Origin of the sequence: Mucilaginibacter inviolabilis, from assembly GCF_011089895.1 — a bacterium.
GTDB classification, from domain to species: Bacteria; Bacteroidota; Bacteroidia; order Sphingobacteriales; family Sphingobacteriaceae; genus Mucilaginibacter; species Mucilaginibacter inviolabilis.
Map to the genome: position 1 here is coordinate 2639597 of NZ_JAANAT010000001.1, position 14488 is coordinate 2654084.

Annotated in this window: 13 protein-coding genes; 6 read left to right on the plus strand and 7 right to left on the minus strand. The window is 44.3% G+C overall.

Annotated features, from left to right (window positions below; genetic code table 11):
* Positions 1–173: 173 nt before the first annotated feature.
* The 5 genes from G7092_RS10790 to G7092_RS10810 all read right to left on the minus strand — a co-directional run bounded on the left by G7092_RS10790 (position 174) and on the right by G7092_RS10810 (position 5663).
* The gene (locus G7092_RS10790) at positions 174–878 is read right to left on the minus strand and encodes a CoA transferase subunit A (RefSeq protein WP_166089055.1); all 705 of its coding nucleotides are present in this window, start codon (positions 876–878) and stop codon (positions 174–176) included.
* 129 nt (positions 879–1007) lie between these two features.
* Positions 1008–2093 carry an SGNH/GDSL hydrolase family protein gene (locus G7092_RS10795; protein ID WP_166089057.1) on the minus strand — a complete coding sequence of 362 codons (1086 nt, stop codon included), beginning with the start codon at positions 2091–2093 and terminating at the stop codon, positions 1008–1010.
* A gap of 229 nt (positions 2094–2322) precedes the next feature.
* Positions 2323–2685 (minus strand): VOC family protein, encoded by a 363-nt coding sequence (locus G7092_RS10800; RefSeq protein WP_166089059.1) that lies wholly within the window; start codon positions 2683–2685, stop codon positions 2323–2325.
* 124 nt (positions 2686–2809) lie between these two features.
* On the minus strand, positions 2810–5176 hold the full coding sequence (locus G7092_RS10805) for an endonuclease MutS2 (RefSeq protein ID WP_166089061.1): 2367 nt from the start codon (positions 5174–5176) through the stop codon (positions 2810–2812).
* A complete protein-coding gene (locus G7092_RS10810) occupies positions 5157–5663 on the minus strand; it encodes a DUF4296 domain-containing protein (RefSeq protein WP_166089064.1) in 507 nt (168 codons plus the stop codon). The genes G7092_RS10805 and G7092_RS10810 overlap by 20 nt, the downstream gene beginning before the upstream one ends.
* 43 nt (positions 5664–5706) lie before the next feature.
* Between G7092_RS10810 and G7092_RS10815 the strand changes: the two genes are divergently transcribed.
* The 6 genes from G7092_RS10815 (at position 5707) to G7092_RS10840 (ending at position 10859) form a co-directional block, all read left to right on the plus strand.
* Positions 5707–6393: a YggS family pyridoxal phosphate-dependent enzyme gene (locus tag G7092_RS10815; protein ID WP_166089066.1), complete on the plus strand. Its 687-nt coding sequence runs from the start codon at positions 5707–5709 to the stop codon at positions 6391–6393.
* Between the two features lie 132 nt (positions 6394–6525).
* Positions 6526–6993, plus strand: a complete 468-nt coding sequence (locus tag G7092_RS10820; protein WP_166089068.1) for a GNAT family N-acetyltransferase — start codon at positions 6526–6528, stop codon at positions 6991–6993.
* 3 nt (positions 6994–6996) lie between these two features.
* Positions 6997–7809 (plus strand): DUF3298 and DUF4163 domain-containing protein, encoded by an 813-nt coding sequence (locus tag G7092_RS10825; protein ID WP_166089070.1) that lies wholly within the window; start codon positions 6997–6999, stop codon positions 7807–7809.
* Positions 7810–9066, plus strand: coding sequence for an aspartate kinase (locus tag G7092_RS10830; protein ID WP_166089072.1), 1257 nt, complete (start codon positions 7810–7812; stop codon positions 9064–9066).
* Positions 9067–9215: 149 nt separating this feature from the next.
* Positions 9216–10112, plus strand: a complete 897-nt coding sequence (locus G7092_RS10835; RefSeq protein ID WP_235953810.1) for a YitT family protein — start codon at positions 9216–9218, stop codon at positions 10110–10112.
* 117 nt (positions 10113–10229) lie between these two features.
* On the plus strand, positions 10230–10859 hold the full coding sequence (locus G7092_RS10840; protein ID WP_166089074.1) for a porin family protein: 630 nt from the start codon (positions 10230–10232) through the stop codon (positions 10857–10859).
* 99 nt (positions 10860–10958) lie between these two features.
* On the opposite strand, the gene G7092_RS10845 is transcribed toward G7092_RS10840, so the two are convergent.
* Together G7092_RS10845 and metE are read right to left on the minus strand one after the other, a co-directional pair.
* Complete coding sequence (locus G7092_RS10845; RefSeq protein ID WP_166089076.1) at positions 10959–11957, minus strand: beta-ketoacyl-ACP synthase III; 999 nt, start codon at positions 11955–11957, stop codon at positions 10959–10961.
* Positions 11958–12015: 58 nt separating this feature from the next.
* Positions 12016–14322 carry a 5-methyltetrahydropteroyltriglutamate--homocysteine S-methyltransferase gene (gene metE / locus G7092_RS10850; RefSeq protein ID WP_166090972.1) on the minus strand — a complete coding sequence of 769 codons (2307 nt, stop codon included), beginning with the start codon at positions 14320–14322 and terminating at the stop codon, positions 12016–12018.
* Between the last annotated feature and the right edge of the window lie 166 nt (positions 14323–14488).

The following is a 14488-nucleotide window of genomic DNA, read 5'->3' on the forward strand; positions in this document are numbered from 1 at the left end:
ATATCTTATAAATATGTCATTGCGAGCGATAGCGTGGCAATCTCATAGCGTACAGAGCAACAATGCCAAGTTCGCGATTGCTTCGTTCCTCGCAATGACATGTGGGTAATCCTTTATTCTTTACTTCCTCTTGTCCTTGCTCCTTGTTCCTTCTATCCTTACTCCTTGTTCCCCTATCCTTGATCTCTACTTCTCACTGTCCTCTGCTCTATTCTCTTCTCATAATCTTTTCCCTGGAAAATACGGTGCACATAAATACCCGGGGTGTGGATATGATCTGGATCAAGCTCGCCGGGTTGTACCAGCTCTTCTACCTCGGCAATGGTTACTTTACCGGCCATAGCCATCACCGGGTTAAAATTACGCGCGGTCGACCGGTACACGAGATTACCCATGGTATCGCCCTTCCAAGCTTTTACAATGGCAAAATCGGCATCAAAGGCCATCTCCATCAGGTAATCCTTCCCGTTAAAATTGCGTGTTTCTTTGCCTTCGGCTACTTCGGTTCCTACACCGGCCGGCGTAAAAATGGCGGGCATACCATAACCGGCAGCCATACAACGGGTAGCCAGCGTGCCCTGGGGCAACAGCTCTACTTCCAGCTCACCGCTGAGTAATTGACGCTCAAACTCGGCGTTTTCGCCAACGTACGAGGAAATCATTTTTTTCACCTGGCGCTGTTTCAACATCAGGCCGATACCAAAATCATCAACCCCGGCATTGTTGGATATACAGGTGAGTTCTTTTCTTCCCTGTTTCACCAGAGCGGTTATACAATTTTCGGGCAGCCCGCAAAGGCCAAAGCCACCCAGCATTAAAGTCATGCCATCCTGAATATCGCGGATGGCCTCATCGGCACCACTAACTACTTTATTCATGTTCTATAATTGGTTGCTCAAAGTTAGAGATAAGAAATTAGAGTCAAGAATCAAGACATAAGAAATAGCATGTAATAAAGCTTTTTCCTTCTTGATTCCTGACTCTTATATCTTGACTCTATTGGTATTTTACCACTTCACCTGCTTATCAATAAAGCTGATCAGGTCATCGGCCATAGCTTGCTGCTCTTTGGCACTGGGGTGCCCTGGCGTATTTTTGAAAGGAAGAAAATGCGTATAAATGGCTTTGTCATTGAGACTGGCTACCGCCTTTTCGATATAGCCCGGCCATGGCGAACCCGCTTTTGTAGCATCCATACTGCCCAGTGCGCAAATGATCTGTGCCTTGGGATATTTCTTACGGATGTTTTTTACAAAGTCACGGTAAGCTTTGATGATCTGATCGGGCTCGGGTGCTTTGGCTCCAAAACGTTCTTTAAACTGCTGGTTGTTGGGTTGCTGAACTATCCACGAGTCGTTCTGAAAAAGGTTGATGACCACCAGCTCCGGTGTATATTTCGAAAAATCCCATAAGCTGGTTGGATCCGTTGGATCGAGCCGGTTATACATTTCGGGCATAATGAGCGGGAACCAGCTTACCAAAACACCGATACCACTTTTAGACGTGCACACATAATCGGCATCAAAGCGGCGGGCAGTAATAGCGGCATAGCTGATATAGCCATTTTCATAGGGAGCCGTCCCCCTGTCCTTCCCTGTGGTATCCTCAACCGCGTAACCACAGGTAATGGAATTGCCGAAAAACTCTATCCGGTGTTTTTTAGCTGACGGAGCGGGTAAAATGCTAGCGTCTTTGGCCAATATAAATTGGTAAAAAATGGTTTTGCCCATTTCCCATTCAGTACGTTTAAATAACTCCAGGCTGTGTGAACCTGCGGACAATCCTTCGGCCAATGTGTAAACTTTTTTAGTGTTATCCAGGTGAATAGTGTTGACCACTTTATCATCAACAATTACGGTAAAATAGTTTTCACCGCGTTCGTCCTGCAACAGTGCTGAAGCACCGGTACCATTAAAGTTAATTTTAACTGATGAGCCCGTCCAGTAAAGCTCGGCAGCTTCATCGGTCATGTTGATGCGGCCGGTATAGCGGATATGCGAATCTTTACTTTTAAATACCGCTATTTGAGCATCAGAGCAGCCTAAGCCGGCGGCAAAAACGAGGAACAGAACTACAGAGCAGATTTTACGCATTGCTTAATGGTTGTGATTTAAAATTCGTTTTAAATAGGAGGCACCTACGGAGCCTTTAAATTAATATTTTCTACCTATAAACAGGTTACTCCTCCGGAGCTATATTTACACCATTCGGTAAACTCCAGAGGAGTAACCTGTTTATAGATAAAATATAGAAAGAATACTGGCTCCGTAGGTGCCTCCAATCAGCCATTTGAATTAAAAACAATTCCCTTGTCAATCCCAATTATTCCAATGGCATGCCAAATTGCAATATATAGGCATTGTTATCAAAAACCGCAAACTCTCGCATGCCATAGTTAAAATCTTCAATAGGATAACAGATCACGGCTTTTTCCTTCAACTCATTCCATAGTTCATCCACATTATTGGTGCGGATGTAAAATGAGCCCGTGAATTTGGGCACGGTAAAGGTTTCGTGCTCATTAGGGAGCGCAATCATAATCTCAATATCATCCCTGCTCACGGTTGCCCAGCCCCAATCCTCATCAAAACCAACACAGGTAAAACCGAGATTACTAACATAAAAATCAACGCTTTCCTTAACACGAAGCGTATACAACATAGGAGTAATACTTTTTAATGCCATAGTTTACTTTTAGTATCAAGTAATTAGTATCAAGTATCAAGACCTCTTTGTTGACAGCAGATGTCGCATTTAAGCAATCTTGATACTTGATACTAACTACTCGATACTTATTTTAACAGCTAATTTACTTTAAATATGCATATGTTATACCATCCCCGCCGCGGTCAGCGTGTTCATCTTCCAAGCGGTCAACCTGGTCGTACTTTTTGAGGTATTGCCTGATCATTTTACGCAGGATACCATCGCCTTTGCCATGAATGATCTTGAGGTTATTAAAACCCATCATCAGCGCACGGTCAAACAATTTTTCAATAGCATGCAAGGCATCTTCCGTACGCATGCCACGTACGTCTATCTCCGGACTAAAACTGGCCAAATCATTGGTATGCGAGCTAAAGTTTCTGCGGATATCCTTCGGCACCGATGATTTGGAAACCTTGATCACCCGTTTCTTTTTGGCAACGGTACGCAAGTCGCCAATGGCAATTACCACGTTATCCTTGATTAGCTCAATCACCTGCCCCGTAGTTTCCGAATCGGTTAGCTTTACCCAATCGCCTGGTTTTAACTCTTCATCTATAGCAGCTGGGCTTGGTTTTACCGGTTCAACTTTAACAGTATTCTTTTTAAGCTCCGTGTTCAGGTTTTCGCGCAGGGCACGGGTTACTTCCTTATCGGCGTTGCTGCTCTTTATTTCGGATATGGTATTCTCAACCAGTTTATTGGCATTCAGGATAATATTTTTGGCCTGATCCTTAGCCTCTTTGATCAGCACTTTTTTGTTCTCGTCCAGGTAGCTTTTCAGCTTTTCGTTTTCGGTTTGCAGCTCGTTAACCCGGCGTTGCTGTTTATCCAGCTTTTGCTTGGTTTCAAATATCTCGCGCTTCTCACGTTCCAGGTCAACCAGTAAAGTATCTACCTTTTTCTGACCTTCGCTTATCTTGTTTTTGGCGAGGTTGAGCACATTGGCAGGCAAACCTATTTTTTGGGCTATCTCAAAAGCGTAGGAGCTGCCGGGCTTACCAATTTCCAACTGGTAAAGCGGTTTCATCTCTACGTTATTAAACAGCATCGATGCATTTTCGATACCCTCTGTATTGCTGGCGAATATTTTGAGGTTGGAGTAGTGCGTAGTGACCATCCCCCGCACCTTTTTCTGATTCAGGGATTCCAGCACAGCCTCGGCAATGGGGCCGCCAAACTGCGGATCGGTTCCGGTACCAAACTCATCAATCAGAATCAGCGTTTTGCCGTTGGCATCCTCCACAAAAGTTTTCATTTTGCTTAAGTGGGCGCTATAAGTACTCAAATCACTCTCGATAGACTGGTCATCACCAATATCCACAAACATTTGTTTAAATACACCAACCACGCTGGCTTCGGCAGCAGGGATCAGCAAACCGGCCTGCACCATCATTTGCAGCAAACCAACAGTTTTCATACAAACCGACTTACCGCCCGCATTCGGCCCCGAAACCACAATAATACGGGTACCCTCATCAATATGCACATTAAGAGGCACCACTGTTTTTTGCTCTGCCTTAAAATTTAGGAACAACAGTGGGTGGCGGGCATTGTATAGTTTTAAACGGGCTTCGTTAACTACCTGCGGCATTTCGGCCTCTATATCAATAGCGAATAAAGCCTTGGCACGCACAAAATCGAGCTTGGTTAACAAGCCATGATAAGATAGTAAAAGCGGCGTATAGGGTCGCAGTTCATCGGTTAAGGCAGTTAATATTTTAACTATCTCCCGGCGGCGTTCAAACTCCAGGTCGCGCACGCGGTTGTTCAGCGTAAATACTTCCTCGGGTTCCATATATACCGTTTGGCCCGATGCGGATTCATCATGAATAAAACCTTTGAGCTTGCGTTTATTTTCGGCCAGCAGTGGTATACACAAACGCCCATCTCGTACAGTTAGCGAGCCATCGGCCGTCCAGCCACTGCCGGATGCGGCTTTAAATATCTGGTCGATCTTTTTACGGGCCTCTTGCTCGGCCTTGGCAATGCCTAAGGTAATTTCATTCAGCTCGCGCGAGGCATTTGGCCGTATCTTGCCTTTGGCATCAATAACAGCATCTATCTTTTTCAAGATCGCCTTTTCAATAGGCAGGTGCTCAAATAGAGCCTCGAGGTTCGGATACAACCCTTCCCGCTCGCTGAAGTAAGCGATCACAGCAAACACCGTTTGCAGTGAGGTTTGCACCTGGTAAAACTCTTCCTCCGACAAAAATACACCCTCAATACGGGCTTTATTGGCTAAGGTTTTTATATCGAAAAAGTGATGAATGGGTAAGGCTGCATCATTAACCAGGATATTCTTAAACTCATTGGCCTGGTTCAGGAACTTGTATATCAGATCGTAATTACTCATCACCTGTATCTTGTCAACCATTTGTTGACCCATTTCGCTCAGGCAATGCGCTTTTATTAATTCTTTTACCTCGGTAAACCCCAGCTTATCAACACTATTTTTTGGGTAAAGCATCAGGATGTTTTTGTTTTAACTTTTTTAAAGAATCGGCTTTGCTTTCGGCCTTTACAGGCTTTTGCGCGGCTTTTTTAATAGAATCGGCCTTATGGGCCATTTTGATGGAATCAGCTTTTAAATCGTCCTTGCGTTTTTGAGCCGATATCTTGTTAACCGAATCAGACAGGGCTTTAATCCGCTCATCAACCTTATCATATATATCCGTAAGCTTGTCGGGATATTTGGCATAATAATTCAGACTTTTTTTAAACGTGCCCGAATCGGTATGGAACCGTTCAAAAGCGGCCAGGTAATTACCCATGCCATATTTATACAAGCTATCGGGTGTTTGCAAACCGGTATATAACCGCCCGTCGATGATGTGAATTTCGGTCAATAAACCAGCCATGGCATCGGGTTTTATAAGCCCGGCAGGGACTTTATCGTTTTTACAGGCACATAAAAGTAGTGATACTGAAAAAAACAAGGTTAAATATTTATGCATTCTGTAATTTAGCGGCTAATTAATTAAGCAAATTTACGGATAAATGAGCATTGCAGATAATATCAAAAGCTTAAAAAAAGAAACGGGCCCGGGGGTAACTTTATTGGCGGTGTCGAAAACTAAACCTGCTGCCGACCTGCAGGAGGCCTATGATGCCGGCCAGCGCCTGTTTGGCGAAAACACCGTGCAGGAAATGGTGGAGAAATACGAACAGCTGCCGAAAGACATTCAATGGCACCTCATTGGACATTTACAAACCAACAAGGTTAAATATATTGCCCCTTTTGTGAGCATGATCCAATCTGTCGACAGTTTGAAACTGCTGCATGAGATTAATAAACATGCTGAAAAGACAGGCCGCATTATAGATTGTTTACTGCAGATATATATTGCCGATGAAGAAACCAAATACGGCCTGGGCTTTGATGAAGCTATTGAACTGCTGCGCTCAGATGAGTTTGTTACGTTTAATAACGTTCGTATCCGCGGATTGATGGGCATTGCCACCAATACCGATAACGAAAAGCAGATCAAAGAAGAATATTACGAACTGAAGACATTTTTTGATGGCATAAAACAAAGCTATTTCCGCAAGATAGATACTTTTGATACGCTGTCGATGGGCATGTCGTCTGATTATAAACTGGCTATTGAGCAGGGCAGTAACATGGTACGCGTAGGCAGCACTATTTTTGGCAGCCGGGTTATTAAGCACTGGAAAAATAACTAAGTGAGTGGTTAGATTGAGTTGATTGAGTGAGTGGTTGCCGAGTATCCTGAGCCCGAGTTTTCAGGATTAAGGAATTTACAGAATGGGTTTCGCAGGTTCCAGAACCCAAAGAACTAATGAACAATTGAACTAATGAGTATTAATATAAGAATTGCCCGACGCGAAGATTGCCCGCGCCTCATGGAGCTGGTACATGAACTGGCTCTTTTTGAAAAAGCACCCGAAGAAGTAACGGTGAGTTTGCAGGAGTTTGAGAATGCCGGCTTTGGCCCCAAACCCGTTTGGAAGGCTTTTGTTGCCGAAGCAGAAGGACAAATAATTGGCTTCGCGGTTTATTATATACGCTATTCTACCTGGAAAGGCTGCCGTTTATATTTGGAAGACCTGATCATTACCGAACAATATCGCGGCAAAGGTGTTGGTAAATTATTGTTCAATGTACTGATTGCCGAAGCCAAAGAATTAGGCTTTAGCGGTATGGTATGGCAGGTGCTCGATTGGAACGAGCCCGCCATCAATTTTTATAAAAAATACGAAGCCAATATCGAGGCCGGGTGGCTTAATGCCTCCTTGTCCAAAGAACAGCTTTTAAACTATTAAACTATGAAAACCAGCTACCTGTTTTGTTTTATCATCGTTAGTTTCGCACTGGCGTCATGTCAGTGGGGTGTTCCGTCAAAGCAAAAGGATACCACCAGTGTCGACACGCTTTCTTATACCTATAAAAACATACATGAGCGGGCGGCAGACTGTGGCAATAAACCGGACAGCGCCTGTGCTGTGGTAACTATAAAATACCCGGTTTTTACAGGACAGAAAAAGCTTAACGACTCGATTATTCATAAGCTAACAGGTTTGTTTGTTATGTCAAGTGAAGAAAAACCCGATAGCACTATTGAGCTCATGAACAAAGCTTTCTTTAAATCATACGATGATCTGAAGAAAACGGAGCCCAAACTGGCCATGTATTACAAACTGAACAGCTATGCCAAGGTGATATTACAGGATTCAAGCTTAACAACCCTTGAAGTTGGTGGAGATACTTATCAGGGCGGCGCGCATGGTGCCGCGGCTACATTTTTCATCAACTGGGATACTAAAGCCAATAAAGACCTTACGCTGGATGACATTTTCACTGCCGGTTATAAAGATAAGCTAAGGGTTATTGCCGAAGGCATTTTCAGGAAGGACGAGAAATTGAGCCCTACTGCTTCGCTGGCTAACGATTATTTTTTTAAGGATAATAAATTCGCGCTGAATGATAATTTCCTGATCAGCCCTGTGGGATTAAAATTCTTTTATAATTCTTACGAGATCAAACCTTACGCGGGCGGTACAACAACCCTCATCATTCCCTATCCATCCATCAAATCATTATTACGACCGGGTTCGGTTGTGTCCAAATACATCAAATAAATGCTTGTTTTTAAATTCGGAGGCGCGTCTGTTAAAGATGCCGGTGGCATTATTAACCTGGCCAGCGTTGTTAAAAAATATACAGGAGAACAATTACTTATCGTGGTATCGGCCATGGGCAAAACCACCAACGCGCTGGAAAACCTCACCAGGGCCTATGTAGATCAGTCGGACAATATGCACCTCATATACGAGGGCATTAAACAATATCATTTTGACATTCTGCATGAACTGTTTGAACCTAAACATCCTGTATTTGACGAAATAGCCAACACTTTTGTGGAGATTGACTGGATGATTGAGGACGAGCCTCAGGATGATTACGATTTTATTTACGACCAGATCGTATCCATTGGCGAGCTGGTATCCACCCGAATCATCAGCGCTTATTTGAACAAGGAAGGCCTGAAAAACCAATGGCTGGATGTACGCGGCTATATCCATACCGATAATACTTACCGCGAAGGCATAGTGCAATGGGATAAAACCTGCGAGAGCATCACCAAAGATATCCCGGCTTTGCTGGATAAAGGCATCGTAGTAACCCAGGGCTTTTTGGGCGGCACATCTGAGAATTTCACTACTACACTTGGCCGGGAAGGATCTGATTATACTGCATCCATCTTTGCATCCTGTTTAGGTGCGCAATCGGTAACCACCTGGAAAGATGTACCCGGCATCCTGAACGCCGACCCTAAATTTTTTGAGGATACGGTAAAATTTGATGAACTCTCCTATTCCGAGGCCATCGAAATGACTTATTACGGTGCGAGTGTTATCCACCCCAAAACCATTAAACCGCTACAAAACGCGCATATCCCTTTACTGGTTAAACCCTTTACCGATCCATCGGCACCGGGAACGGTTATTAAAGAAGATGGCATAAATACATTTGTAAAACCGGTCATTATCCTCAAGCAAAACCAGGTATTGCTTTCGGTATCTTCCAAAGATTATTCTTTTATCACCGAAGAACACCTGAGCGATATTTTTGGTTTGTTTGCTCAAAACCAGGTCAAAGTAAATGTGATGCAAACGTCGGCCCTGAGCTTTTCTGTTTGTTTTGACTTTTATGAAGAACGTTTCGAAAAACTACTCAATAGCCTGCAACAGGATTTCAAAGTAAAATACAATACCGGCTTAACGCTCATTACCGTAAGACATCACGCCGACGGCGCATTGAAAGAGTTAACCAATGGTAAAACTGTTTTGTTGGAGCAAGTGAGCAGGAATACAGCGCAGGTGGTGGTAAAGTAACAACAATCAACAAACGCGTCATTGCGAGGTACGAAGCAATCTCTACGAAAGCACGGCGGATTTGCTTGTTCGCTCTGTATAGTATAGAGATTGCTTCGTACCTCGCAATGACGCTTTTAGTCTTTTAATTCCCAACAAAAACCACCTTTATGCCTCCTTTTAGCCTCAAAGGGCTATATTTGGGGATGGACGCTATCAAGACAGTAAAGGATGCAATAACAATCGGACTTGGGATATTATCTGCCGGATTTGGCCTAAAAGGTTTTTTATTATCGAGCCACTTTATTGATGGTGGCGCTACCGGTATAGCCATGCTGATATCAGATATTACCCTGGCACCTATCTCTATCCTTATCTTTATTATCAACGTACCGTTCCTGTGGTTGGGTTATAAAAAGTTGGGCTTACAGTTTGCTATCAAAAGCACCCTCGCTATTGGTCTACTTTCGGTGGTTGTGGCTGTAGTTCAGTTTCCGGATGTTACACATGATAAATTATTGACCGCCGTATTTGGTGGTGTTTTTATAGGCACAGGCAGTGGTTTAGCCATGCGCGGCGGAGCCGTGCTGGACGGCACCGAGATTGCTGCCGTACTGGTGAGCAAAAAAACACAGCTGCTTAAAGTGAGCGACTTTATTTTGCTGCTCAATGTATTGATATTTAGCATGGCCGCTTTCTTTTTAGGTGTGGAACCTGCTATGTACTCCATACTCACCTATATGGCTGCAGCCAAAATGATCGACTTTATTTTGAACGGTATTGAGCAATACTCAGGCATCACCGTCATATCAACCCATAGCGAAGCCATCCGTAAGGCCATCACAGAAACCCTGGGTCGCGGGGTTACCATTTACCAGGGCAAAAGTGGTTATGGTAAAGATGGGCATATAAACGATCCACGGGATATTGTTTTCACCGTTGCCACCCGTCTGGAAATCCCTTCACTTAAACAAACCATCCTGGATATAGATCCAAAAGCTTTTATTGTACAGCAAAGTATTGATGATACCACCGGCGGCTTGCTCAAACGCAAAGGCCTGCATTAAAGCGGAAAGCCGAAGGCAGAAAGCTTTTTCACCTGATATATTTTTCCAGCTTTAAGCTTTGAATCTTCTGCTTTTAGCTTAAAAAATGTTTCCTTTGCGGCCGAAACCAAATCATATATGAAAAAAACACTTATCACAATTCTTGTTATTCTGGGCGCTTATTCTGCAACATTCGCGCAACAAACAAAAGGTGATGTTGAATTGGGTATTTATGCCGGCTTCAGCTATGCCAATGTTAGTGGCGGTGGCTTGGTTAATGCCGATAATAAATCGGGATTTAATGCTGGTGTAGCTGCCGACTTTTACTTCTCGAACCGTTGGAGCTTGAAAACAAAACTAATTTTTGATCAAAAGGGCTGGGGCGATGGCTTTTTCTCTGTCGAAAATAGTAATAACAGTAATTTCAAAACAGACTACCGATTAAATTACATTACCCTGCCAATAATGGCCAATTGGCATTTTGGCAAAAAGCGTAACTGGTATTTGAATTTTGGCCCCTATGTGGGTTATCTGGCAGGCGCCAAAGCAACCGACATCAGTACAGATGTAAAAGATTATTTTCACAACACCGACTTTGGGATAGCAGCCGGAATTGGTACTAAGATCCGGCTATCAGACAACATAAAGCTTCTACTGGAATACGACGAGCAAGCAGGGTTTACCGATATTTTTAAATCAAACCCAGGTTCGGCAATCAGGAATGGCCGGGCAAGCTTAAATGTTGGCTTTAACTTTATATTGAAATAGACTAGCTAAAACAACAAAAGCGTGGGCAAGCCCACGCTTTTGTTGTTTTATACGACACCCATCATTGTAATGACGGCATAATATCAATGAGCGTTAAACTTATCTCAGCTTACCCCATTTTAAGAGAGTAGCACCCCATGAAAAACCAGCTCCAAAGGCGGTTAGTATCACGTTGTCGTTATATTTAAAGTCGTTTTTAAAATCCCAAAGGCAAAGTGGTATGGTGGCAGCAGTGGTATTTCCGTACCTGTCAATGTTCACCTTTACGCGTTCAGCGGGTAAGCCTAAATGATCGCCAACGGCATGTATTATCCGGTAATTGGCCTGGTGTGGTATCAGCCAGTTGATATCATCAATAGTCAGATCGTTACGCTGTAGTACCTCTTTACACGTTTCTGTCATACCGTTAATAGCGGCTTTAAAAACCACCCGACCGTCCTGGTGTATAAAATGTTTGTTGGCAGCAACGCTCTCCGCCGTTGCCGGAACTTTTGAGCCCCCGCCCGGTACCAGTAAATGCTCCCGGCCTTTGCCTTCGGTTTTAAAAACACTGTCAATTAAGCCGGAGCCATCGGTAGTCGGTTCAATTAAAACCGCTCCGGCACCATCGCCAAAAAGTATACAGGTATTTCTGTCTTTATAATTGATAATAGCGCTGTTTTGATCGGCACCTACCACAATCACCTTTTTGTAACGACCGCCTTCAACCAGGCTTGATCCGAGGGTATATGCATATAAAAATCCGCTGCAGGCAGCGTTCACATCCGTTGCCCAGGCATTGGTCATGCCCACCTTGTCACAAACAATACTGGCGGTTGAAAGCAGTAAATGATCGGGAGTTGATGTGGCGATGATCACACAGTCAATCTCATCGGCAGAAACTTTAGTACTATCTAATAAATTTTTGATGGCCCAGGTGGCCATATCAGAAGTAGCGAGCGTTTTATCGGTTAAAATTCTTCTTTCCTTTATCCCGGTTCTTGATACTATCCATTCGCTGTTGGTATCAACCATTTTTTCTAAATCACTGTTACTCAGGATACTATCTGGAACATAACCACCAATACCCGTAATAACTGCGCTGCTCTTTAACTTCATAAATACTAAAATTCTTCAAAAAACAGGCAATTATACGGAAATTGCCTGTTTTTAATGGTCAGGAAACTGTTGTTTCTACAACTAACTGACGAAGTTGTTTTGCAGCCTGTACCATATTTACCAACGCGGTCTGTGTTTCGGGCCATTTCCGGGTCTTTAAACCACAATCAGGGTTAACCCATAAATTACCTGCGGGCAACAGTGTGGATGCTTTTTCGAGCAGGGCCGCCATCTCATCAACCGTAGGTACGCGCGGCGAGTGGATGTCATAAACACCGGGGCCAATTTCATTGGGATATTTAAAATCGGCAAAGGCATTAAGCAATTCCATTTGTGAACGGGAAGTTTCAATGGTGATCACATCGGCGTCCATATCGGCGATGTTTCCAATGATATCATTAAACTCACTGTAGCACATGTGGGTATGGATCTGTGTTTCGTCCCTAACCCCGCTGGCTGATATACGGAATGCCCGTACTGCCCAGTTCAAATAACTTTCCCAATCTTTTTTACGCAGCGGCAAACCCTCGCGTATAGCGGGCTCATCTATCTGTATCACTTTAATGCCTGCACTTTCCAGCGCTACTACCTCATCACGGATAGCCAGGGCTATCTGATAAGTGGTTTCGGACCGGGGCTGGTCATCGCGCACAAACGACCATTGCAGTATGGTAACCGGGCCGGTAAGCATACCCTTCATTAATCTGTTCGTATTAGCCTGCGCAAAGCTGCTCCAACGCACGGTCATATCTGCCGGGCGACTTACATCACCATAAATAACAGGGGGCTTAACACAGCGGCTGCCATAGCTTTGTACCCAACCGTTTTTGGTAAACAGAAAACCGTCCAAACGCTCGCCAAAGTACTCCACCATGTCGTTGCGTTCAAACTCGCCGTGAACCAATACATCCAGGTCGATCTCTTCCTGCCAGCGAATAGCTTCGATAGTGGCCTTTTCTATCTGTTCGTCGTACTGTGCTTCGGTAAGTTCACCTTTTTTGAGGCGTGCGCGCAGCGTACGGATATTATTAGTTTGCGGGAACGATCCTATGGTAGTTGTAGGGTACAGGGGTAATTTAAAACGCTGCTGCTGTATTTTCTGGCGATCACCGAATGGACTGTCCCGGCGTGCGTCGACATCGGTGATAGCAGCTGTACGTTGTTTAACTTCCTGTTTGTGGATTAGCTTGGAGATATTACGACTGCTGATAGCCTGAATATTGGCTTGCAGCAGATCGTTATTGCTTTCTATGATCTGGGCAAGTTCATTGACTTCGTTCAATTTCTGTTTAGCAAAAGCCATCCAGTTTTTGATCTCGGTGTTGATGGTGGTTTCCAGGTCGAGATCAAATGGGGTATGCAGCAGGGAGCAGCTTGGGGCTATGATCACCCTATCCTTACCCAATACCGCGATGGCTTTTCTGATATGCGATATAGATTTGATGTAATCGTTTTTCCAGATATTGCGACCATCGATAACGCCTACCGACAGGCTCAGTTTTTCGGGCAGCAGGGTAAGTACCTCGTCCAGTTGTTGCGGTGCGCGCACCAGGTCGATATGCAGGGCACTTACCGGCAGATTTACCGCCAGCTGGGTATTATCCTTCAGGCTTTCAAAATAAGTGGTAAGCAATATCTTGATACTTGGGGTGTTTTTACTGATCTCGGCGTAGGCATACACAAAGGCATCTTTTTCGGCCTGGGTCAAATCAAGAGCCAGGAAAGGCTCGTCCAATTGCACCCACTCAGCACCATACTCTTTCAGGCGTTTCAATACCTCGATATAAACCGGCACCAGTTTCTTGATCAGATCGATCTTGTTAAAACCGGCTTGTTTTTCTTTACCCAGCAACAGGTAACTTACCGGACCAATCAGCACCGGTTTTGGGGTGGTGCCGGTATATTGCTTGGCGAGGGTAAATTCGTCAAACACTTTTTCTGAGAACACCCTGAACTGCTGGTTTTGTACAAACTCGGGCACAATGTAATGGTAGTTAGTATCAAACCATTTGGTCATTTCCATGGCGGTAACATCTAGTCCGTCTTTCTGGTAACCACGGGCCATAGCAAAATACAGGTCGATTTCGGTATTGGCTTTGTTTTGGGTTAAAACAGGGGTGTAACGCTCAGGGATAACGCCCAGCATGAGCGACGTATCCAGCACCTGGTCATAAAAACTAAAATCGTTACAGGGGATGAGGTCGATACCGGCTTCAACCTGGGTTTTCCAGTTGCCGATCCTGATCTGGCGGGCAACGGCAAACAGCTCGTCGCGGGTAAATTGGCCGGCCCAATAAGCCTCATTGGCCTTTTTGAGTTCACGGAGGGCACCTACACGAGGATACCCGAGATTGTTTTTGAGCATACGCATAAAACTTTTTTGGTTAAACATTAATTAAATTAATGCTCCTTACGGTTTTCGGTATGCTTTCGGGAAATGGTAATAAAAGGCAAAAGCACAACAACGCGCAGACCACTAAAAAGGGGCACAGGCGGTTATCCTTTTTCTTTGACTACTGCTTCAAAACGCG